18 protein-coding genes, 1 pseudogene and 1 other annotated feature are annotated in these 22,119 nt (G+C 45.7%); of the genes and pseudogenes, 4 read left to right on the plus strand and 15 right to left on the minus strand.

What is annotated here, in order from left to right; all coding sequences use genetic code 11:
* Positions 1 to 65: 65 nt before the first annotated feature.
* Complete coding sequence (gene araR / locus P3L57_RS16870; protein WP_010331919.1) at positions 66 to 1,154, plus strand: arabinose utilization transcriptional regulator AraR; 1,089 nt, start codon at positions 66 to 68, stop codon at positions 1,152 to 1,154.
* A gap of 47 nt (positions 1,155 to 1,201) precedes the next feature.
* Here the strand turns inward: araR and P3L57_RS16875 are convergent, their stop codons facing one another.
* Both P3L57_RS16875 and P3L57_RS16880 read right to left on the minus strand, forming a co-directional pair.
* On the minus strand, positions 1,202 to 2,212 hold the full coding sequence (locus P3L57_RS16875; protein WP_069486908.1) for an LLM class flavin-dependent oxidoreductase: 1,011 nt from the start codon (positions 2,210 to 2,212) through the stop codon (positions 1,202 to 1,204).
* Positions 2,213 to 2,373: 161 nt separating this feature from the next.
* The gene (locus P3L57_RS16880; RefSeq protein WP_069486907.1) at positions 2,374 to 3,246 is read right to left on the minus strand and encodes a LysR family transcriptional regulator; all 873 of its coding nucleotides are present in this window, start codon (positions 3,244 to 3,246) and stop codon (positions 2,374 to 2,376) included.
* Positions 3,247 to 3,344: 98 nt separating this feature from the next.
* Between P3L57_RS16880 and P3L57_RS16885 the strand changes: the two genes are divergently transcribed.
* Complete coding sequence (locus tag P3L57_RS16885) at positions 3,345 to 4,262, plus strand: DMT family transporter (protein ID WP_106295719.1); 918 nt, start codon at positions 3,345 to 3,347, stop codon at positions 4,260 to 4,262.
* Between the two features lie 34 nt (positions 4,263 to 4,296).
* Here P3L57_RS16885 and P3L57_RS16890 read toward each other — a convergent pair whose 3' ends face one another.
* The 6 genes and pseudogenes from P3L57_RS16890 to P3L57_RS16915 form a co-directional block, all read right to left on the minus strand.
* The gene (locus P3L57_RS16890; protein ID WP_044159165.1) at positions 4,297 to 5,640 is read right to left on the minus strand and encodes an amino acid permease; all 1,344 of its coding nucleotides are present in this window, start codon (positions 5,638 to 5,640) and stop codon (positions 4,297 to 4,299) included.
* Between the two features lie 68 nt (positions 5,641 to 5,708).
* Positions 5,709 to 5,947, minus strand: a binding site (T-box leader).
* Between the two features lie 97 nt (positions 5,948 to 6,044).
* Positions 6,045 to 7,079, minus strand: a complete 1,035-nt coding sequence (locus P3L57_RS16895) for a glycosyl hydrolase family 18 protein (protein WP_069486906.1) — start codon at positions 7,077 to 7,079, stop codon at positions 6,045 to 6,047.
* Between the two features lie 106 nt (positions 7,080 to 7,185).
* The gene (gene lutC / locus P3L57_RS16900; RefSeq protein ID WP_059334939.1) at positions 7,186 to 7,908 is read right to left on the minus strand and encodes a lactate utilization protein LutC; all 723 of its coding nucleotides are present in this window, start codon (positions 7,906 to 7,908) and stop codon (positions 7,186 to 7,188) included.
* Positions 7,908 to 9,347, minus strand: coding sequence for a lactate utilization iron-sulfur protein LutB (gene lutB, locus P3L57_RS16905; protein WP_069486905.1), 1,440 nt, complete (start codon positions 9,345 to 9,347; stop codon positions 7,908 to 7,910). The genes lutC and lutB overlap by 1 nt, the downstream gene beginning before the upstream one ends.
* 27 nt (positions 9,348 to 9,374) lie before the next feature.
* Positions 9,375 to 10,091, minus strand: a complete 717-nt coding sequence (lutA, locus tag P3L57_RS16910; protein ID WP_024122905.1) for a lactate utilization iron-sulfur protein LutA — start codon at positions 10,089 to 10,091, stop codon at positions 9,375 to 9,377.
* A gap of 437 nt (positions 10,092 to 10,528) precedes the next feature.
* Positions 10,529 to 10,603 (minus strand): annotated as a pseudogene (locus P3L57_RS16915) (DNA-binding response regulator); the annotation flags it as partial.
* 383 nt (positions 10,604 to 10,986) lie between these two features.
* On the opposite strand from P3L57_RS16915, the gene P3L57_RS16920 reads away from it, so the two are divergent.
* A complete protein-coding gene (locus P3L57_RS16920; RefSeq protein ID WP_069486904.1) occupies positions 10,987 to 11,799 on the plus strand; it encodes an alpha/beta fold hydrolase in 813 nt (270 codons plus the stop codon).
* Between the two features lie 29 nt (positions 11,800 to 11,828).
* Positions 11,829 to 13,028 (plus strand): phosphoserine phosphatase RsbP, encoded by a 1,200-nt coding sequence (gene rsbP / locus P3L57_RS16925; protein ID WP_069486903.1) that lies wholly within the window; start codon positions 11,829 to 11,831, stop codon positions 13,026 to 13,028.
* Positions 13,029 to 13,077: 49 nt separating this feature from the next.
* Here the strand turns inward: rsbP and ganB are convergent, their stop codons facing one another.
* From ganB to lutR, 7 genes are all read right to left on the minus strand, one after another.
* The gene (ganB, locus tag P3L57_RS16930; protein ID WP_069486902.1) at positions 13,078 to 14,364 is read right to left on the minus strand and encodes an arabinogalactan endo-beta-1,4-galactanase; all 1,287 of its coding nucleotides are present in this window, start codon (positions 14,362 to 14,364) and stop codon (positions 13,078 to 13,080) included.
* Positions 14,365 to 14,428: 64 nt separating this feature from the next.
* Complete coding sequence (locus P3L57_RS16935; protein WP_083244498.1) at positions 14,429 to 16,492, minus strand: beta-galactosidase GanA; 2,064 nt, start codon at positions 16,490 to 16,492, stop codon at positions 14,429 to 14,431.
* Between the two features lie 18 nt (positions 16,493 to 16,510).
* On the minus strand, positions 16,511 to 17,362 hold the full coding sequence (ganQ, locus tag P3L57_RS16940; RefSeq protein WP_044159177.1) for a galactooligosaccharide ABC transporter permease GanQ: 852 nt from the start codon (positions 17,360 to 17,362) through the stop codon (positions 16,511 to 16,513).
* A 3-nt stretch (positions 17,363 to 17,365) separates the two neighbouring features.
* Positions 17,366 to 18,622 carry a galactooligosaccharide ABC transporter permease GanP gene (gene ganP / locus P3L57_RS16945; RefSeq protein ID WP_069486900.1) on the minus strand — a complete coding sequence of 419 codons (1,257 nt, stop codon included), beginning with the start codon at positions 18,620 to 18,622 and terminating at the stop codon, positions 17,366 to 17,368.
* Between the two features lie 39 nt (positions 18,623 to 18,661).
* Entirely contained in the window at positions 18,662 to 19,927 is a 1,266-nt protein-coding gene (gene ganS / locus P3L57_RS16950) for an arabinogalactan oligomer ABC transporter substrate-binding protein GanS (protein ID WP_069486899.1), read from the minus strand.
* A gap of 150 nt (positions 19,928 to 20,077) precedes the next feature.
* Positions 20,078 to 21,070, minus strand: coding sequence for a galactan degradation operon transcriptional regulator GanR (locus P3L57_RS16955; RefSeq protein ID WP_069486898.1), 993 nt, complete (start codon positions 21,068 to 21,070; stop codon positions 20,078 to 20,080).
* 172 nt (positions 21,071 to 21,242) lie between these two features.
* The gene (gene lutR / locus P3L57_RS16960; protein WP_044159187.1) at positions 21,243 to 21,965 is read right to left on the minus strand and encodes an L-lactate utilization/bacilysin biosynthesis transcriptional regulator LutR; all 723 of its coding nucleotides are present in this window, start codon (positions 21,963 to 21,965) and stop codon (positions 21,243 to 21,245) included.
* Between the last annotated feature and the right edge of the window lie 154 nt (positions 21,966 to 22,119).

Raw genomic sequence — 22,119 nt, forward strand, 5'->3', positions numbered from 1 at the left:
TGTTTTCTTGTATAGATCACTGTGATATACTGAAATTTGTCCGTATACATTTTGGAGGAATGGATATGTTACCAAAATATGCTCAAGTAAAAGAAGAAATCAGTTCATGGATTAATCAAGGCAAAATCCTGCCCGATCAAAAGATCCCTACCGAAAACGAGTTAATGCAGCAATTTGGCGTCAGCCGGCATACCATTCGTAAAGCCATTGGAGACCTCGTATCGCAAGGCCTGCTTTACAGCGTGCAAGGCGGGGGCACCTTTGTCGCTTCACGCTCTGCTAAATCAGCGCTGCATTCCAATAAAACGATCGGCGTTCTGACGACCTACATATCAGACTATATTTTTCCGAGCATCATTAGGGGAATCGAGTCTTATTTAAGCGAGCAGGGATATTCTATGCTTTTGACAAGCACAAACAACAATCCCGACAATGAACGCAGAGGATTAGAAAACCTGCTGTCACAGCATATTGACGGATTGATTGTAGAACCGACAAAAAGCGCTCTGCAAACGCCGAATATTGGCTACTATCTTAATTTAGAAAAAAACGGCATTCCTTTTGCGATGATTAATGCGTCATACGCCGAGCTTGCCGCACCAAGTTTTACTCTCGATGATGTGAAAGGCGGCATGATGGCTGCGGAGCACCTGCTCTCTCTCGGCCATACGCACATGATGGGTATTTTTAAAGCTGATGATACACAAGGTGTCAAACGGATGAACGGATTTATACAGGCGCATCGTGAGCATGAGTTATTCCCTTCCCCGGATATGATTGTGACGTTTACGACGGAGGAAAAGGAATCGAAGCTGCTGGAGAAAGTAAAAGAGACACTGGAGAAAAACAGCAAAAACATGCCGACTGCTATTCTTTGCTATAATGATGAAATTGCACTGAAGGTGATTGATATGCTTCGGGAGATGGATATCAAGGTGCCTGAGGATATGTCCATCGTTGGGTATGATGATTCCCATTTCGCGCAAATCTCCGAGGTGAAATTAACCTCTGTGAAGCACCCGAAGTCTGTGCTGGGAAAAGCGGCTGCAAAATATGTTATTGACTGTTTGGAGCATAAAAAGCCTAAGCAGGAAGATGTCATTTTTGAGCCTGAGCTGATCATCCGCCAGTCCGCAAGAAAGCTGAATGAATAAAAAAGCAATGTATGGGTTTCCCCTTTACATTGCTTTTTTTATGGCCTTTATCTGTTTTTCCAAATGTCAGCCACAATTTCAAATGAACGCATTCTGTCAGCGTGTTCAAAGGTTTCTGAGTTGACCATAATTTCATCGGCCTGAGTCGTTTTGACAAAGGCTTCAAGCTTTTCTTTCACTTCTTCAGGACCGCCAACAATGGTTGAACTGAGCTGCTCATGAACCATTGCTTTTTCATATGGGCTCCAGATTTGATCCATGTCTTCTACTGGCGGCTTCAGCTGGTTCGGCGTGCCGCGGACAAGATCAAGGAATCGCTGGTAATGCGATGTAGCCAGATGCTGCGCTTTCTCGTTTGTATCTGCGGCGATAATCGTTACGCCGACCATCGCATACGGTTCATCGAGCACTTCTGACGGTGTAAAGGAATTGCGGTACAGCTCCAAAGCGGGAACGGTATTCGCCGGTGAGAAATGGGCAGCGAATGCAAACGGAAGACCCAGCTCACCTGCCAGACGGGCGCTGAAGCCGCTTGAGCCCAGCAGCCAAATCGGCACATCTATGCCCTCTCCCGGAATGGCGCGGACTTGATTGCGCACGTTTCCTGATGGTTTAAAGTAATTGCGCAGTTCCTCTAATTGTTCTGGGAAATCTTCACCGCTGCTGATGTTTCTGCGGAGCGCCCTTGCAGTCAATTGGTCTGTTCCCGGTGCACGTCCGAGCCCCAGATCAATCCGTCCGGGATACAGTGTTTCCAGTGTGCCGAATTGTTCAGCGATGACAAGTGACGAGTGATTCGGAAGCATAATGCCGCCGGAACCGACGCGGATTTTCTTTGTGCCGCCGGCTATATGGCCGATCAGAACCGCGGTGGCAGAGCTTGCGACACCTTCGATATTATGATGCTCTGCAAGCCAATAACGGTGATAGCCCCACTCCTCTGCACGGCGCGCCAAGTCCATGCTGTTTCGGAATGACTCTGCTATCGTTCCCCCTTGAACAACAGGAGATAAATTCAAGACAGAAAGCAAGGTATCTTTGCGTTGGTTGTTAGACATATTGTTCTCCTTTGCAGTTGTGATATAAGTAAACAGCCTCATGCTGCTATGTCTTTATCGAAAGGACTTCTATCTCACCTTATCACAACTGCGTTTAGGATGAAAAGAATTTGATTCGATGAAATTCGAACAATAAAAAAGACGTTTCTTCATTTTGATTTTTACACAAACAGCTCCTGTGCCATCTCAATGAAAAGCTTAGCCGCCAAAGAAGCCTCATGTAATGAAGGAACGGCAAGCTGCACATCCCGATACACCTGCGGATCGAGATCCCGCGTCACCACATGCTCCGGCAGCGGCATTCCCGACATGGACATTTCTGATAAAATCGCCAGCCCCAAGCCTTCTTTGATCATGCTGATCGAGGTGTTAATGTTATAGACAGTGAAAGCAGTGTGCAGCGTTGAACCAGCTTGCTTGAACTTATCGATAAAAGGTGATTCATAGCCGCCGTCGCAGACAACCATCGGCTCACAATCGAGATCTTTCAGCGTGATGGCCGGGCGATTGCACAGCGGGTGATCATCACGCAGCACGACGACCATTTTGTCTTTTTTCAGCCGAATGTACTCCATCTCGTTTGCCGGATACAGAAGAATGCCGGCATCGATCATCCGCGTGTGAAGCCACTCCTTGACTTCATCTACGGTTCCTTCATGCAAAACAAGCTCCAATTTTGGATACCTTTGTTTAAACTCGCTGATCAGCTTTGGCATAAAATAAGCGGAAGCGGTTGGAAATGTGCCGATATGAATCGTTCCCAGCTCAAGCCCTTTTTCTGCCGCTGCGACCTGCTCAACTTTTTCGATTCCTTTTAACACTTCTCTGATATGGACTAAGATCTTTTTTCCCGTGTCCGTCAGCATCAGGCCGTTTCGGCGGTCACGGATGATCAGTTTCACATCAAGCTCGGCTTCAATCGCGGAAATGGCATGGCTGACAGCCGGCTGTGTCATGTTCAGCGCCTGTCCCGCTTTTGTAAAACTCCCCGTTTCAGCTACTTTGACGAAAACTCTTAATTGTGTAATGGTCATAACAATTTACTTATGCTCCTCATAAAAAAGATTCATTTTATTTATCTTATGTTCTACCGTATCATATGATGGAAATGTTCTACAAGGAGTGATCAAAAGTGAAGCAGCTATCAAAAACGCGGACAGCGCTCCTTCTCGCCTTTCTCGTTATCATGTGGGGGGTCAATTGGCCGCTGTCGAAAGCCGCGCTCGCCTATTCGCCGCCTTTATTGTTTGCGGGCATCCGGACGCTGATCGGCGGGCTTTTATTAGTGATTGTCGCATTGCCGCGTATTCATAAACTGCGTTTTAAAGAGACGTGGCCGATTTATCTTGTTTCTGCTCTTTTAAATATTACGTTATTCTACGGCCTGCAAACGATTGGGCTGAATTATCTTCCTGCTGGTCTCTTTTCAGCTATCGTATTCTTTCAGCCGGTGCTGATGGGTGTCTTTTCTTGGATGTGGCTCGGCGAATCCATGTTTACGTTGAAAGTGATCGGGCTTGTGCTCGGTTTTGCCGGAGTTGCTGTCATCAGTGCCGCGGGCTTTGGCGGTCATATTTCTGTCATAGGGGTTCTGCTGGCTCTGGGTTCCGCACTCAGCTGGGCACTCGGAACAGTATTTATGAAAAGAACAGGCAGCCGCGTCGATTCCATCTGGATGGTCGCCTTACAGCTGACAATCGGCAGCGTATTTTTGCTCGTATCCGGCTTCTGGACAGAGAGCTTTTCCGCGATCCAATGGACAGTCTCGTTTGTCGTCAGTCTGCTGTTCATCTCAGTGTTTGTCATCGCGCTTGGATGGCTTGTCTTTTTTACCCTTGTCGGTTCTGGAGAAGCAAGCAAGGTCGCTTCCTACACCTTTTTGATTCCGCTCATTTCCATCGTGGCCAGCTCGATTTTCCTGCATGAGCCGTTAACCGTCAGCCTCTTGGCAGGCCTTGTTCTGATTGTCACAAGCATTTGCCTCGTCAATACAAAATCAAAGGCTCAGAAAGCGGCTGCGCTCGGTGTAAATGAGAAGGCTGCCCATTAAAAAAACTCTTGTCTAATGACAAGAGTTTTCTTATTTACTGGTGCTTGCGTCCTTTGACCAAATACGCAATCGTAATCAAAAGGTAGATCGCCGCAGTAATGATGGTAATGACAATTGACGTTGTCATGATGACCCCGATCAAAATGGCGAGTAATGCCAGAATCGCAAACCATGTGGTGTATGGGAACCACTTTACATAATAAGCTGGTGTTTCTGTTTGATGTTTTCTTGATTTCAAATGGGCCAATCCGATGATCAGCCAAATAAATAAGACTGTATATCCCAGTGACCCCATTAAGTAATTAAATGTCTGGCTTCCGGCGAACAGAGAAATCAATACACCAATATATAAAGAAGAAGTGCACATCAGTATCGCAAACATCGGGACGTTTTTCGATGAAAGCTTAGAAAAGATACGCGGCAGTCTTCCGTCAGTTGCCTGTGTATACAAAATGCGGGACGATCCGTATAAACCTGAATTCATAGAGGAAATGATGGCAAGCAGGATGACTGCATTCATGATATGGTCTGCCCCCGGAATGCCTACCATTTTAAAGACCATCACAAAAGGACTTTCAGGAACTGAATTCACTTGATTCCACGGGATCAGACTGACAATGATGAAAAACGGCAGCAGGTAAAACGCGACAATGCGTGTTAATGTGCTGCGGACTGCTTTCGGGACAACCTGTTCCGGATTTTTTGTCTCAGCCAGCGTCACACCGATAATTTCTGTACCGCCATAGGAATAGATGACGACAAGCATGGCTGTGATCAGCCCGGTGCCTCCGTGCGGGAAAAATCCGCCGTGCTCTGTCAGATTCGAAAACCCGGCCGCTGTGTGATCACCGAATGATACAAATAAGAGCAGCAATCCTAATAAAATAAAGATAACAATAACGGTAATCTTGATCATAGCCAGCCAATACTCAGTTTCGGCGAAGATTTTTACAGAAAGCAAGTTCACAATCGTAACAACTAGAGAAATTGCTAATGCCAGCACCCAGATCGGACAGCCCGGCAGCCAATATTGAATAAAGATCGCAGCTACAACAGCCTCAGCCGCAATGTTAAGCACCCACATTTTCCAGTAGATCCAGTCCAAGAAATATGCAGCGTAATTTCCTAACACCTGCTGCACAAGATCACGGAAGGTTCTCGCATTTCGGTTGCGCACAGCCATTTCTGCGAGCCCCTGCATTATAAACAGCAAAATAATGCCGCCGAGCAGGTATGCGATAATGACCGATGGCCCTGCCACATCGATTGCCGAGCTGCTTCCTTTAAATAAACCTGCTCCGATTGCTCCGCCCAGCGCCATCATCATAATATGGCGGGACGTCATCGTGCGTTTTAACGTCTGATTGTCCTTTTTCATCCTCTTTTTCCTCTCCTTCTCGTCTTCAAAAACAAAAAAGCCCGCCGTCTCTTATCTATACGAATAGATAAAGAGACGACGAGCCTTCGGCTGACCGCGGTACCACTCTTGTTGATCCTTCCTAGAAGAATCCAGCTTTTTGACCCTGTAACGAAGGTTAGCCGTTAAAACATGGGGAATATTCAATCTATTCCGTTTCGTCCTACCACTCCCGGGCGAGTTCAAAGAAGAATCAGGCTGCGTCGCACCATCCCGCAGCTCTCTGTTCTGATACCTTTCTTTTACTGCTCCCAATCTATGTGTTTTAGTTTTCTGAAAAACTTAAATTTTATGATCTGAATATATTAACATAATATACGTGCTTCTGTTTTCTCTGTCAATAACTTGCGAGAAAAAAGAAATTGTTATTTTGTCCCTTTCTGAATGGACTTCCAGAAGGATTCCGATTCGTGTCCTAAAGCATAGACAGAGACACCGGCTATTTTATATTGTTTCGCCAGACGGCTTTTTGTTTCGATTGTTTTTTCATTTTCATACCAAACGACATGTTTATGTTTCTTTTTGTCAGTGTAAGAAAACGTCATAGAACCTGTTTTTTTATTGAACGCCGGCTTTGCTTTCTGCTTCTTAATGAGGGACTTGATGTCATTCCATTCCTTCGCTGAGCTGCTGCTTCCGTCTTTCAGATCCCAATCATAGCCGTACGCAGGGACCCCCATGATCACTTTGTTTGCTTTGATTTTTTTGACAGAAAACTGCAGCGAGCGCTTGATCCAGCTTGTGCTTGCCACTGAGCCCGGTTCGCCCCAAATGCCGTGTTCGTCGTAAGTCATGACTTGCACATAGTCGGCATATTTCCCGATTTTCGCATAATCATACGGCCAGCTCCAGTCATCGTTTTTATCATCGGCGCTTTTGGCCGGAACGGAAACCATTGTTTTGATATGTTTCTTTTTCAGAGCTTGTGAGACATATTGAATGAAGCTTGAGTATGCAGAACGGTCTTTCGGATTAACTGCCTCAAAGTCAATATTGACTCCGTAATAGTGGTGCTTTTTTGCCAAAGAAATGAGCTGGTCTGTGAATCGTTTTCTCGCTGTTTTGTCAGTCATGACCCGATTCGCTAAGTTTCCGTCAAAGTCATAAATAGCGTCATTATAATTGGAAATGACGGCCCACGTTTTGATTTTATTTTTTTTCGCGTATGTAAGCTGCTTGCTCGGGACATCGCCAATCACACGTCCGTTTTTATCAAACGCAAACGTATCAGTGGCAATGGAGCTGATATATTTATGGTACTTCGTAAGAGAATTGTATGATGCCGTATCCCCGGTTGTATAGCCTAATGTCATACTGGCCGCCTTTGCTTCTGTTTTTGTATACATAAACAGAACGATCGCAATCGCTAGTGAAACAGCTATGATCAGCCATTTTTTCATTTCGTTCCCTCCTTTTTCACGTCATATTCTTCTCATCGGCCAAATTTTTGGAAAATGAAGTTTTTTCAAGCAGAAAGCCCGGCATAAGTTGCCGGGCTTTTTTAGATCAGCGGTCAGATACGAGAATATAAGCCGCTTTAACCGGACCGTGAACACCGACCACCAAATCCATTTCGATGTCGGCGGAGTTGCTCGGTCCTGTAATGTAGTTAATGCATGAGGGAACCGTGATCCCGTCAGCCATATTTTTCCGAATGATATCACTGGCTTGTGTCATTCTCGGCACTATGCTTGATTTCGGCACAATGGCAATATAAGTTGTCGGCAGAAGACTGACAGAGCGGCCGATGTCTTTTGAAGAATAAAGGACAACCGTACCCGACTCGGCCAGTGTGATTTCACTGAATGTAATCCCCACATTGGCTTGCTCCGCTTTTTTGATATTTTCTTCACCTTGGTCAGCATCCCATTCCCAGACTTGCGTTCCTTCACCAGGCCAGTCTTTGGTGAGCAGGCTATGTAAACCGTAAGCCTCAAACCGGGGGTCCTTCGGAATGATGACAGGCCCTCCGGAAAACCGGCTGACTTGTTCGCGCAAGGCATCGTACAAACCGGTTGAATCCGTCTCAATCAGCTCAGTATGGATTTTGACACAATGGTTTTTGAGCACCGTGACTAAGTCATCGGCCGAATACCCTTCAAATGTTTTATATTGCGGCTGATGCGCCCACTCAGGGACGGCCACGCCACCCGTTCTTCTGTCTCGGCCAAGGCGTGACGCGATCCGGTTTAAAAAGCTCTCTTGATTCTGAATGGTTCCCTTCGTCATCACTGCTCCTCCTTCGTGCGTTCACTTGTTTCTCTGTCTGTAAACCAGTCTCTGAATCTTGATTTATGCGGTGCCGGGAAGTCGCGGATTTGCGTCCAGCCTTTTAGCGGGCCGGGCCCTTTCGAAATTTTGTCGTCCTCTGTAAAAGGCGTCATGGCGGCCGGCGCCCATTTTGAGCCCATTTTATAAAGCGACAAAGAGGAAGACCCAAGACCGAACGCTTTCATCGCAAGCTTTTCACTGATCGGCGCTCTGCCTTCTTTTTCGACGATGTTCTGACGATGCTTGAGAAGCAGCTCATGAAGCGGGATTTTGACCGGGCAGGCTTCAGAACAAGCCGCGCACAGTGTTGACGCGTACGGCAGCTCCTTATAATCGTCATAACCGCCGAGCAGCGGCGATAAAACGGCCCCGATCGGCCCCGAGTAAATCGAGCCGTATGAGTGTCCGCCGACATGGCGGTACACAGGGCAGACATTGATACAGGCAGCACAGCGGATACATTGCAGCACAGACTGAAATTCGGTGCCGAGAATGTTGGACCGGCCATTGTCAACAATGACAAGATGGAATTCCTCCGGGCCGTCGATTTCGTCTTCCAGTTTTGGTCCGGTTAAGGCCGTAATATAACTCGTCAGCCGCTGTCCGACAGCACTTCTTGTCAGCATGCCGACAAGCACTTCAAATTCGGAAAAAGACGGGACAATGCGCTCCATTCCCATGACAGTGATTTGTGTTTTCGGCAATGTCGTGACAAGCCGCCCGTTTCCTTCATTGGTTACAAGGCTGACTGAACCCGTGTCGGCAATGGCAAAGTTGCAGCCGGTAATGCCGATATCGGCTTCCAGAAATTTTTTCCGGAGGATGCCGCGCGCATGCATGACGAGCTCTTCCGGTTTTTCTGTCTGTTTATAATCCAGTCTTTCCTTAAACACATCGCGAATCTGCTCTTTATTTTTATGAAGAGCCGGCGCCACAATATGTGACGGCGGGTCGTGATCATCAATCTGCAAAATATATTCGCCGAGATCGGTTTCGACGACTTCGCAGCCTTCCTTCTCCAGCACTTCATTCAGATTGATTTCTTCTGTCACCATAGATTTAGACTTTACGATTTTTTTTCCGTTTTTCTTTTGAATCACCCTGCGGATATAAGAGGATGCTTCTTCAGCTGTCTCAGCAAAATAAACGTGTCCTCCTCTGCTTGATACATTGGATGCAAGCTGCTCCAAATAAAAATCAAGATTTTCAAGGACATGCTGTCTGATCTCCTCAGATAACAAACGCCATTCTTCCCAGTTTCCCAGCTCTTCGGCTGCTTCCAGCCGTCTCGTCCGCAGACGCTCCTGCGCACCCGAAACAGCGCCCCTCATAAATTCATTATCGATCCCCTGTGATACCCGCTCTTTAAAAGCGTCAGTACCGATTTTCATCGCCATGATCCTTTTCCCCCTCTGTATCCAGTGTTATCTGCTGTTGAGCACTTCGGCGATGTGCATCACTTTGACATTCTTGTCTTTTCGGCCGAGCCGTCCCCCGATATTCATCAAACAGCCGCAGTCAGCGCCGATGAGCACCTCTGCTCCCGTTTCCTCCACACATGCGACTTTCTCATCAACCATCTGCTCAGAAATCTGCGCCATTTTAACAGAGAACGTTCCTCCGAATCCGCAGCAGTTGTGTTTCCCCGGAAGTGACGTGAATTCAAGCCCCTTCACATGGCTCAGCAGTTTCATCGGCTCCTCCGATACGCCGAGCAGCCTCGTCATATGGCATGACGTATGTAAGGTCGCTTTTTTATGAAGGGTCGCGCCGACATCCTCTACCCCAAGGACGTTGACGATAAAATCTGTTAATTCATACGTTTTATCCGCCAGTTTCTGCGCTTTATCCGCCCATTTCGGATCATCTTTAAACAGATGCGGATACTCCCTGAACATTGTGGTGCAGGAACCGGATGGACTGACGACATAATCTGACTCCTGAAACGTTTCAATCATTCGTTTCATTGCTTTTTTGGCGTCATTGACATAACCGCTGTTGTAAGCCGGCTGGCCGCAGCAGATCTGCCCCTCCGGAAAATCAACCTCACATCCGAGCCGCTCAAGCAGCTCTACCGTTGCTTTTCCTACGTTTGTTTGAAACATATCAACAAGACAAGTGACAAAAAGTGAGACTTTCATGATGAACCCCTCTCTCATCCCCAATATATGATCCGGTCATCTGATGACCTGAAGTTAAAGCTTTTACCAATATCGTACACTATTTGGACACAAAATTGAAAGCATTTTCTAATGATTTCAGCAATAAAAAAACGCCTGTACATAGGACAGAGCGTTCAAAAGGGCTGATACTGCTTTTTAATGTTCCTGCGTATTTCTTATATGTTTTCACAAAGAGATAGAGGAATGAAAGAACCCTGAGAAGGACGATCCAACCCGCGCCTCCTCTCATTAGCGCAAAAGGGTTTCAAACAAAAAAGCACCGATGAACGCTGAACCTGACATATTCCATAACACTGGTGTATAGTACAAGCTTTGCGGATGGACAAATAAGTCGGCCAAAAATAAACCTGTAAATAAAAAGGAACCTGGTTATGTATGATTAACCAGGTTCCTCATTAAATCCATCCTTTCTCCTCAGCAATACTAGCCGCTTCTGTCCGGTTTTTCGCATTCAGTTTTTGGATGATTTCTTAAATGAATGTTCTTCACTGCTGTTTTTTGCTGAAAATGTTTTGTGACATTTCTTACTGACACAACCTCATTCATTTTATGAGCACCTCCTGATTGCTTACATTGATTGTAAAATACCGGATCAGATGATTTTAGTAAGGGGTGTCATGATTTGAGATGACAAATGTCATTTGTGTCATTCAGATGATATTACCGCTTTATATTATATCCGGCACCTAGGCAATCCTTCCGCTACATCTTCCAATCAATCCAGCTCTCTATGCCGCATGTCCTCTTTCTGCAAGACGCCTATTTACTTTCATAGAAAGCCCGCAATTCACGCCTTGAAGTGGTATGATATACATAGTAATCTTCATGTCGTTTTGGCTGAAAGGAGCCGACTATGGATCAAGCTATTTTAACTAGGAATCATGTGAAAGTGAGGGGGAACGGCACAACACCAATTGTATTTGCACCTGGTTTCGGGTGTGATCAGAGCGTGTGGAATGCGGTGGCTCCTGCCTTTGAAGACGAATACCAGCTGATTCTATTTGATTACGTAGGTGCGGGAAATTCTGATTTGTACGCATATGATATGGATCGTTACCGCACACTTGACGGCTATGCCCAGGATGTTCTGGATGTTTGTGAAGCTTTAGGTCTGTCAAAAGCCGTGTTTGTGGGGCATTCTGTCGGGGCTGTGATTGGCATGCTTGCATCATTACGACGTCCCGAGCTTTTTTCACACCTGATTATGGTGGGGCCTTCTCCTTGCTATTTAAATGATCCGCCTGAGTATTACGGGGGTTTTGAGGAAGAGCAGCTCCTTGGGTTAATAGAGATGATGGAGAAAAACTACATAGGCTGGGCAACCGTTTTTGCGGCAACCGTAGTGAATCAGCCAGATCGGCCAGAAATTAAGGAAGAGCTGGAAAGCCGTTTTTGTTCTACTGATCCTATCATTGCACGGCAATTCGCGAATGCGGCGTTTTTTTCAGATCATCGAAGGGATCTTTCAAAGGCGACCGTACCTTCACTTATTCTGCAATGTTCGAATGATGTCATTGCACCGTCGGCAGTAGGTGAGTATATGCACAGGCATCTCCCTTACAGCACACTGAAACAGATGAAGGCTCAAGGGCACTGCCCGCATATGAGCCATCCCGAAGAGACGATACAGCTGATCAGCGATTATTTGAACGCATACGTGATTTAGGAACGAAAGGGATAGAGGTGACCCTCTGAATGGATCAACAATTGAATCATGCACCATGCGGTTTCCTTACTTTATCAGAAGAGGGTACAATTTTAGCTGTCAATCACACCTTGCTTAAGATTCTTGATTATGAATCGGAACAGGTGATCGGTCAGCATATCAATGCTCTTTTAACCGTTCCTGCAAAGCTTTTTTATCAGCTTTATTTTGTTCCGCTTTTGCAGCTGGAACAACACATTGAGGAAATGTACATCTCCCTGGAAACAAACAATGGGGAAGAAATCCCCTTCCTTATAAACGCTGTACGGAGAGCGGATCAGGAAGCCGCTGTAACAGAATGCGTTGTTATTCCGATGCGGAAGCGAAACGAATATGAAAATGAGCTGCTGATTGCCAGAAACGCGGCCGAGGAAGCATTGCTCGCCAAACAGAAAGCAAATGCGGAGTTGGAAATTGCTTTGCAGACGCTGAAGGTGAAGCAAGAAGAGCTTCTTGCGATCAATAAGCAAAATCAGCAATTCAGATCGAATACAAAAAGAGAGCTTGAACTCGCCAGAAAGATTCAAGAAAATTCATTGACCGAGCCGATCTTGAATGATCAAATTCAGATTGATTCGTATTATAAAGCATCCAGTGACTTATCAGGCGACTTATATGGATTTTATCAAATCGATCAGCACCGCTACGGCTTGATCCTCCTTGATGTGATGGGACACGGCATTTCTTCTGCATTAGTTACGATGTCCCTCCATCCTTTATTCCAGCGATTAATGACACAAGGGATCAGTCCCGAAAAAGTCATGAAGGAACTAGACTACCATCTTCACAGTTTGTTTCAAAACGACGAGGAAGCAAGACATTACTGTACCGCTATTTGCCTCATCATTGATACAGACCGGCAAAGAATTGATTATGTCAACGCGGGCCACCCGCCCGCATTATGGCAGGATGCCGAGGGAACCCAATCAACGCTGGACGCAACCGCACCGCCGATTGGGATGTTTGAAGAAGCGGTGTTTCAGTCAAGCAGCCTTCACTATACTCGCGGCGGAAGGCTGCTTCTGTATACAGACGGTGTGATGGACCCGACGGCATCATGTTATTTACACCGTTTAATAAAGAATCATCCTGATTTGCCTTTAGCTGAACTGAAAAACAAAATCCTCTCATCTCTCCAAGCTGAGCCCAAAAACGATGATGAGTGTTTTATTTTAGTAGATGTAAAATAAAAGAATCCATGAGAGATAACAATGCGTTGTTACACCTCATGGATTTTCATTATTTTTTCGGGATATGGCCTGTTTCCGCGTATCTGAATACCTGTAAGGATGGCAGCGGATGTCCGTTCAAATCAAACAAAGCTTGATTATCCACTGCACTTCCTCCATACCACTTACCTGCGTCTTCAGGATCGTATTCGGCTGCATAGCTGGAGGCCCATCCGGAACCATATGTTTCCCATATCGTTTTATTTTTCTCCAATTGCGTCTTCGGGCCGACCGGAATCCACGCAGGTTCCCAATAAAAAACGCCCAATCCGGCTGTTCCTGTCTTTGCCACTGCGTCCATCACATCTCTTACGGCATTTGCCTGGCCTTGCACTGAAATCGGGTATGGCAGCGTCTGACCGCTTTTAGGCGCTGTGTTTTCATGTCCGTCTCCGTCTTCAGCCGTATAGGTGTATGACGTTTCCGCCACCATGACTTTTTTGCCGTACGTATCTGCAACAGCTTTCAGCACGGAGGACAAATTGTGTAACGTACCGTGCCAGAATGGATAATAGGAGCTGGCAAATACATCATAATCGACTTTGTTTTTGTTGAGGGTTTCAGCAATATATGAATATCGTCCCGACGTTTCTGGGTTGGTGAAATGCAGCGCGACCAATATGTCACGATTTGTTTCCCTGACTGCCCGGCTTCCTTCATTGAATAATTGACTCATCTTCTCCCAATCCGTTTCCCCGGCAAATGCTCCTGTTGTTTCGTTTCCGACCTGTACCATACCGATATCAATGCCTTCCTTGACCATGGCTTGCAGACTTTGTTTTGTAAATTCATAGAGCTTCGCTTTCTTAGCTTCGAAGCTTAAGTTCGCCCAAGCCTTTGGCACCTTCTGTTTTGCAGGATCTGCCCAGAAATCGGAATAATGAAAGTCTGCCAGCAGCTTCATCCCGTTCGCGGTTGCCCTTTTTCCGATTTGGATGGCTTTTTGAACATCATTATTGCCTCCCCCATAACCATTGCCATAAGCGTTATACGGGTCATTCCAAATGCGGACGCGGACATAGTTGACGCCTGCTTGCTTTAAGGTTGTAAAGATGTCCTGACGTTTCCCGCTTGCATTGTAAAAGGTTACACCGCTGTTTTCTAAAGCAATAATGCTCGACACGTCAACTCCTTTGATAAAGTCATTGTTCATGCCCGCTACCTTTTTAACAAAAAGGTCATTTGCCTGTAGCTCTGACACATATTTCTCCTCCTCTGCGGCGGCATATCCCGGCGAACTTCCGATCCCGCTCCAGACGATGACAGCGGCTAACAGCATGATGATTCTGCCTTTCATATTTCCACCCTCTCACGTAAGCGATTTCAAAAAACACCCCGCCCATATAGAGCGGAGGCACACCTTAATGTGAGTTCACGACAATTCTCACTTCATATTTTTCCAAGATCAGGTCTCCTGAAAGCATTTCACCAGTAACGATATCCTTCACACGCTTATCAAACGAAACCAGCTGCTGTTGTTCCGTAAAATTCATGATGAAGATATAGTCATTGTGCTGATCCTGTCTCACCTGAACGGAGACGCCTTTTCCATGCTTAACCGGAAAAACCGGAGATAAAGACAGTTCTTTTATCAAACCTTGATAAAAATCCCGGTGAAATTGATCCTCTAAACGCGCACCGATAAAATACGCTTTTCCTTGTTCATATTGATGGCTTGTAACCGCAGGGGTATGCGCATAAAAGTCATCCTGATACACACCCTCTGCCGTTGCGGCTTTCAATTCGATCACCGTTGCATAATCTTTCATTTCATACGTTTGGTTTCGGTAGCTGACGGCATTTCGGTCTTTCGGATACAGCGTATCTGTTTCGAGCGGCTCAATTCCAAATATCGTTTGCAAGTCTGGGTGCCAGCCGCCTGTGTACGTTAAGTCATGCTCGTTGACGATTCCGCTGATATACGTCATCACCAAGGTTCCGCCGTTAGCCGTAAACTTCTTTAATCGCGAAATGGTTTCTTCACTGATTACATACAGCATGGGGACGACCAGCAGCTTATACGCTGAAAAATCTTGTTCTTTTGTAATGACGTCGACCGGGATATCCTGTTCCCAGAATGTGCGGTAATGCTGCTGCAGTGTTTGAGGATAACGCTTTGTCGCTTTTGCAAATCCCTGAGCGTCCTCAAGCGCCCAGTTATTTTCCCAATCATACAAAATAGCAGCTTCAGACGGTCTCTTCGTTCCAACGACTTCAGACAGCTGTTCCAATGTCTCCCCGACTTTTGCCACTTCTTGAAAGACGCGGTTCTTTGTGCTGTTGTCGTGATCCACAATCGCCCCATGCAGTTTTTCCGATGATCCTCGTGATTTTCGAAATTGGAAATAGAGGACGCTGTCTGATCCGTGGGCAATCATTTGCATAGATGAAAGCAGGTTCATGCCCGGGCGTTTCGCTTTGTTTACGTTATGCCAATTGACCGCGCTAGGCGTACACTCCATTAATAAAAAGGGCTGCTGCTTCAGGCTTCTGTACAGATCATTGATAAAGCCGACCTTCATCGCCAAATCTGCTGTGCTTTCCCAATCATTGTGCCACACAGGATAAGCATCCCAGCTGATAACATCCACATGCTTTGCAAATTTGCTGTAGTCGAGACCCTGATAAGGAATCAAATCTGGTGTATCACCCATAAAATTCGTTGTTATCGGAATGTCCGGCGTCAGCTCTTTCAGCGGTATGATTTCATTTTCATAAAACGAAATGGTTTGATCCGTGACGAACCGGCGCCAGTCTAAGTTCAGGCCGTGCAAGCCATTTTCTCCAATCGGGGAAGGGCTTTCAATTTGTGACCAGTCATTAAATGTATGGCTCCAAAACGGCGTCCACCAGGCGTTATTCAATACCTTGAGACTATTGTCATATTTGATTCTCAGCCACTCTCTGAAGGCGTTCTGGCATAGGTCACAGTGGCATTCTCCTCCATATTCATTCGAAATATGCCACATCAAAAGCGCCGGATGACCGCCGTATCTTTCTGCTAATAAACGGTTGATGTGCCGCGTTTTTTCGCGATAGACCTTGGACGTCAGGCAGTGGTTATGCCGTCCGCCGTGCAGCTGTTTCACTCTGGAGGCATTGACCCGCAGCACTTCAGGATAGGTTTGCGACAGCCAGGCAGGACGCGCTCCGCTCGGCGTTGCTAAAATGACACGGCCGCCGATGCTGTGGATACGGTCAAAAACATCATCAAGCCATTCAAATTGATATACACCTTCCTCCGGCTCAAGCGCACTCCATGCAAAAATGCCGACAGAAAACGTATTGGTATGGGAAAGCTTCATCAGCTTTATATCGTCGGCCAAAATATCCGGCCGATCCAGCCACTGATCAGGATTGTAGTCTCCTCCGTGGAGCATAAACTTCGCTTTTGTAACGTGCTTTTTTTCAAGCTTTGACATGATTTTCTCCCCCTTGTTCTCTTATCCTTTCGTTCCGCCTGCGGTTAATCCGGACACAAAATTCTTTTGCAGCATGATAAAGATGACGGCAACCGGTATGCTGATGAGCAAAGCACCCGCCGCAAATGTCGTATAGCTTGCTCCCATGACATCATTGACTAAATTGAATAAGCCTACGGGCAATGTATATGATTCCGGTGTTCTCAATATCGTTGATGACAAAACAAAATCTCCGAGCGGGCCGGTAAATCCATTCATCGCAACCACTGCCGCCATCGGCTTTGATAAAGGCAGGATGATCTGCAAAAAGATCCTCGTGCTGCTTGCCCCGTCAATCTTTGCGCTTTCGTCTAAATCAATCGGAATGGAATCCATATATCCTTTCATCAAGTACGTATTCATCGGGATCAGGCCGCCGATATAAAGCAGGATCAGCAGCCAATGGCTATTGACCATTCCTAATATTTGAGCCAGCACAAACAGGGCGATCAAAGCAGAAAACTGAGGGATCATTTGCAGCAATAAAAAGAGCGTTAATGCGTATTTCCTCCCTTTAAACCGAAAGCGGGAAAACGCATAAGCCGTAAAGGTCACACAGATCAGTGAGCCAGCCATCGTAAACAGGCTGATTTTTATCGAATTGATATACCACTGCACATATTGAAGGCTTTCTTTGCCCGCAAATAATTCTTTGTAGTGGTCGAACGTCGGATTCTTCGGAATGAGGGATGTACTGATTAAACTGTTGCCGGGATTAAAGCTGGCGCCTGCCGTCCAAAGGAGAGGATACACAATGATGACCGCCATGCAGGCTAGTAACAAGTAAGAGAAAAGGAGCCGCATACATTTTCTAACCTTCATATCTGCCAGCATGTCTCAGCCCTCCTCTTTAAAAGACTTCGTCTGTCTGAATTGCCACAATGCAATGGCAATCACAAACACAGACAATAAAATGGTTAAAGCAGCCGCAAGGGAATATTGGCTGGACTGCATCGTCAATTTATAAATCCACGATACGAGGATATCTGTTCCGCCGGCTGTTGATCCCGCAACAGCCGGACCGCCTCCATTGAAAAGATAAATAATATTGAAGTTATTAAAATTAAATGTGAACTGCGTAATGATAATCGGAGCCATTGCAATGAATACCATCGGAAGCGTGATGTACCTCAGCTTTGAGAAGATGGAAGCACCATCAATTGTCGCCGCTTCATAAAGATCCTCAGGAATCGATTGCAAAACACCCGTTGAAACAAGGAAGATATACGGAAAACCAAGCCAGCCCTGCATGAGGATCAGCGCCAGCCTCGACCAATTCGCATCTGTCATCCACGGAAGCGGATCAATGCCAAAGAAAGCCAAGATGTCATGATTCATTGCGCCGAAGCTATCGTTAAACAAACCGGCAAAAATTAAAATCGTGACAAATCCGGGAACAGCCCATGGCAAAATCAAAATAGTCCGGAAAAACCGTTTAAACCGGATGTCTTTCTGATTCACAATGATCGCCAGCCATATCCCCAGACTGACTTGCAGAGTAGAAGAACAAAGCGTCCACACCACCGTCCAAGCCAGCACATCAAAAAAGGTCGAGCGCCAAATATCGACAGTAAAAATATCAGTGAAGGTTTGAAAACCAACCCAATCGACTAATTTAGCAGGAGGAGAATGATATAAATCATAGTTTGTAAAAGCTAAGGCAAAGCTGAATAAGATGGGAAAGATCACCGCGAAAATTAAAATAAACAGAGATGGTCCGCTGACGACATATGGATAGCCCTGAGCGATGATATTTTGATATTGTTCCTTGAGGGAGCTCAAGGGCCTCTTTTCATCACGACGTTTTCCGCTTTGATAAGCGTCTCGCAAATTCACATAATATACCGCAAGTCCAAAGCATGTCACAATGATAGCGATAATGCCTTCCGCCAGCAGAAACACCGAGTTATCCCGCGGCACCTCTGTTCCCAGCGTGAAGATTCCCCAAAGCCCCATATTCAGCAAATCTCCAAATACCGCAAAAAACGATGCGCCCAAAAGGAGAAACAGGAGGCCTTTGATCCATTGTTTGTTGTAGAATTGACCAAGGCCCGGAATGATTGACAATAACAAAGCGACTTTACGATGCTGCACCGTTTTCACCTCTCTTACAATACAAATCTACTTTTCTCTTTATGTTCCGCTATGCTTTGCCTTCATCTGCCCTTTGGCCGTTTCGGCAGCCTGATCTAAAGCTTTTTTCGGGTCCGCTTTTCCTGTTGCAATCGTTTGTAATGCCGAATCAGCCGGGGTCCATATTTCATTCATTTCCGGTATATTCGGCGTCTGCTCTGAGAAACGGGATTGTTCGGTAACCGCCCGTGCCGCTTCGCTTTTCATAATAGCCGTGTCACTTGCTAATGATTGAACGGCCGGAACTTCTTTCGTTTGTTCATATCGTTTTTTGGAATTCTTCTCATTTGCCAGAAAAACGGCTAACTCTTGCGCCAGCTCTGCATGTTTTGAAAATGCGCTGACATTGTAGCTTTTGACGCCGATAAAGGAGCTCATGTTTTTGCCGTTTTCCAGCTTCGGAAGCTTGGTGATGCCATAATCAATTCCCGCTTTCGAAAAGGCTTCTACATTCCACGGGCCTGAGATAATCGCAGCAGCCTTTCCTTCGGTAAACAGAGATTCGAGTACATTGATTCCCTGCTCTCCGACAATGCCAGCCGGGAATAAGCCGTCTTGATAAAACTTCTGAATCAGCTCAGCACCTTTGACAGCGCCTTCATTATTGATTCCAAGATCAGACGGATCATAGTTTCCATCCTTACCCTTTCCAAAGATATATCCGCCGTACCCGCCCATGACACTTTGCGCGTAGTAAATTTGATCAAATAAGGCTAAAAATCCAAATTTGCTGCCATCAGCCGTTTTTCTAGAGTAGTCGTACCACTCTTCCAGCGTTTGCGGCAATTCGTCCTCTGAGATGAGATCTTTGTTATAAAAAAGCACTGTTGTTTCGACGGCTTTAGGCAGGCCATAAAGCTTCTGATCCACCATTTGAGACTGAATGGATGCGTCTGTGTAGAGCGATTGAACATCCTTTTCGACGTTTAATTCTTTGATTAATCCCTCTGTCACAGCCGTTCCGATCTGGTCACCGGGCATGGTTAACACGTCAGGCCCTGTGCCGGCCGGGCCGTCCATACGCAAATCTTCAATCTGCTGGGCATAAGGTTTTTCAACAACTTTGACCTTTATATCATGCTCTTTTTCAAATTCGGCAACAGCGTCTTTAATGCCGATGCTTTTTTCTTTATCCTCCCACACGACAAGCTCTGAGCCCTTTGAACTTGTTTTTTCACTGCTGCTTTCCTGCGGTCCGCAGGCTGCTAAAGATAAACTGACAGCCGCGCAGAGCATGACACCGGCGTACTTTTTTACCATTTTCATCAATTGTCACCCTTCCGTATTAGATGAAAGCGCTTTAAAAATAATATAGCATGACTGAGAAAATGTGTAAACAAATCATTTACTCTTATAAGTAAATTTTTTTACCAAACAAAAAATGACTTAGAATACTAAGCCATTTTGAAATACGATTTAATTCATGCTCTTTCTGACGATTAATTCAGCTCCCATATATAACGTTTTAACCGTTTTCCGCTTTTCCAGCACTTGCTCAAGCAATAATTCCACAGCGTTTTTACATAGTTCCTTGATATCAATATGAAAGGTCGTCAGCGGCGGAGAGACGTACTTGGCAAAGCTGATATTATTGATGCTCACGACGCTCACTCTGTTTGGTATCGCGATTCCTTTTTCATTCAGGGCTTGCAGACAGCCGACCGCAATCGGGTCTGCCGCGATAAAAAAGGCGGTCGGAAGCTGATCGCCCAATGCCTCAATCGCTTTAGTCATCAGGCGGTAGCCATTTTCGACGGAGAAGCCGCGGTGGCATAATATATAGAGCTCGTTCAGCATCCCTTTTTCCTGCATATAGGATCGGAACGTTTTTTCACGAATATCCATTTCATCTTGATTCGTGTTCGGATTTTTGTACGTGCCGCCAATAAATCCGATATTCTTATGCCCTTTTTCAACTAGGATGTTTACCGTTCTCTTCGTCATTTGCGCTAAGTCCGGCCTTACCGAATCAAAATGGTCGGGATCAGGGGAAGAGTCAATAAAAACGCCGTTCTCCGTCAGATTTCTGAGAAACGCTAGTTCTTTATCAGAAAAGGTGCCCACGGCAATAAAACCTTCTGTATGAGTTGGAATGCATTCAATACCCTCCGTTATTTTATAGGTCGTCATGTCGACATTGAAGATTTTCGCCAATTTCTCTACTTCTAATCTCATTGTTTTGAAATAGACATCTTCCAGCTCCTCTTGATCTGTCAGCCAATATAAAAAAGCAATGTGTTTCACCAGCGGCCTTACAGTTTTCTTGCGATAATTAAGTTTCTCCGCGGCTTCATATATCTTTTCACGCGTCTCGTCCGGTACAGAAAGGCTCTCATCGTTATTTAAAACACGGGAAACGGTTGAAATCGAAAATCCCGCGGCTTGTGCGATATCTTTAATTGTCGCCATTATATCTGCCTCCATTTTCAAACATGCCAGTGGTCGTTTTAGTAAAATATTTTACTTTCTTTTTCGTAAATGTCAAGCTGTGTCAGCCGCACAATGTAAATAAGACTGAACCATTACAGCTCAGTCTTGGTTGTTTGTATACACCAGCAGAATTGCCCGGGAAATGAGTCGGTTATTGTACGTTTTCCTCAAAATATCCCGAAAGGACATCTTCCACATTCGTCAAGTGTGCCAGCATCGCTTCTTCCGCCTTTGCTCCGTCCTGCGCAGCCACGGCATTATAAATCCGTTCATGCTCCTCATAAAGCCGCTGTACCGAGGTCTTCTTGGAAAACAGCCAGATTTTCCGCGTTTCTCTCATCGTTTCCAGCAGCAATGATGATACGTGATTCATCAGATGTTTGAGCAGATCGTTTTGTGAAGCGTCAGCGAGTGCCAAATGAAAGGCAAAGTCTGCTTTTTCACCTAGCTCCCCGTCTGCTTCAATCTCCCCCATTTCCTTTAACGCCGCATGAATGCTTTGGAGATTCTCTTCTGTCCGTTTTTCGGCAGCTAATGAAGCCACGCCGATTTCAAGCAGCTTTCTGACCTCGAGCAGCTGTTTGACATCTTCTTTTTTCATTAAAAGTGCGGCTGACAGAGGCTGAGAAATTTGATCAGGTTCAAACTCCTTCAAGTAGGTGCCTTCTCCCTGTTTCATTTCGACAAGCCCCATCGCTTTTAATGCGGAAAGCGCTTCGCGCACCGCTGAACGGCTGACTTGAAAGCTTTCGGAAAGCGCCTGAACGGAGTCAAGTTTATCCCCCGGCTTCAGTTGGCCGGTTTTGATCATATCTAATAATGCATCCGCTACTTCTTCATATATCTTCTTTGTTTTAATCTGTTTATATTTCAATGCAATTCACCCCGCAACTTGTAGGTCTGGCTGTTTACGATCTATTATACTCCCTTTTGGGCGCCGCCAAAAGATTTAGACAATTTCGTCAAAAAGTCTTGTACTTTGATTTTTTTCAAAATATAATGCTAGGTAACTGGTCTTATTATCTAGT

Source organism: Bacillus sp. B28 (assembly GCF_029536185.1).
GTDB classification, from domain to species: domain Bacteria; phylum Bacillota; class Bacilli; order Bacillales; family Bacillaceae; genus Bacillus; species Bacillus halotolerans.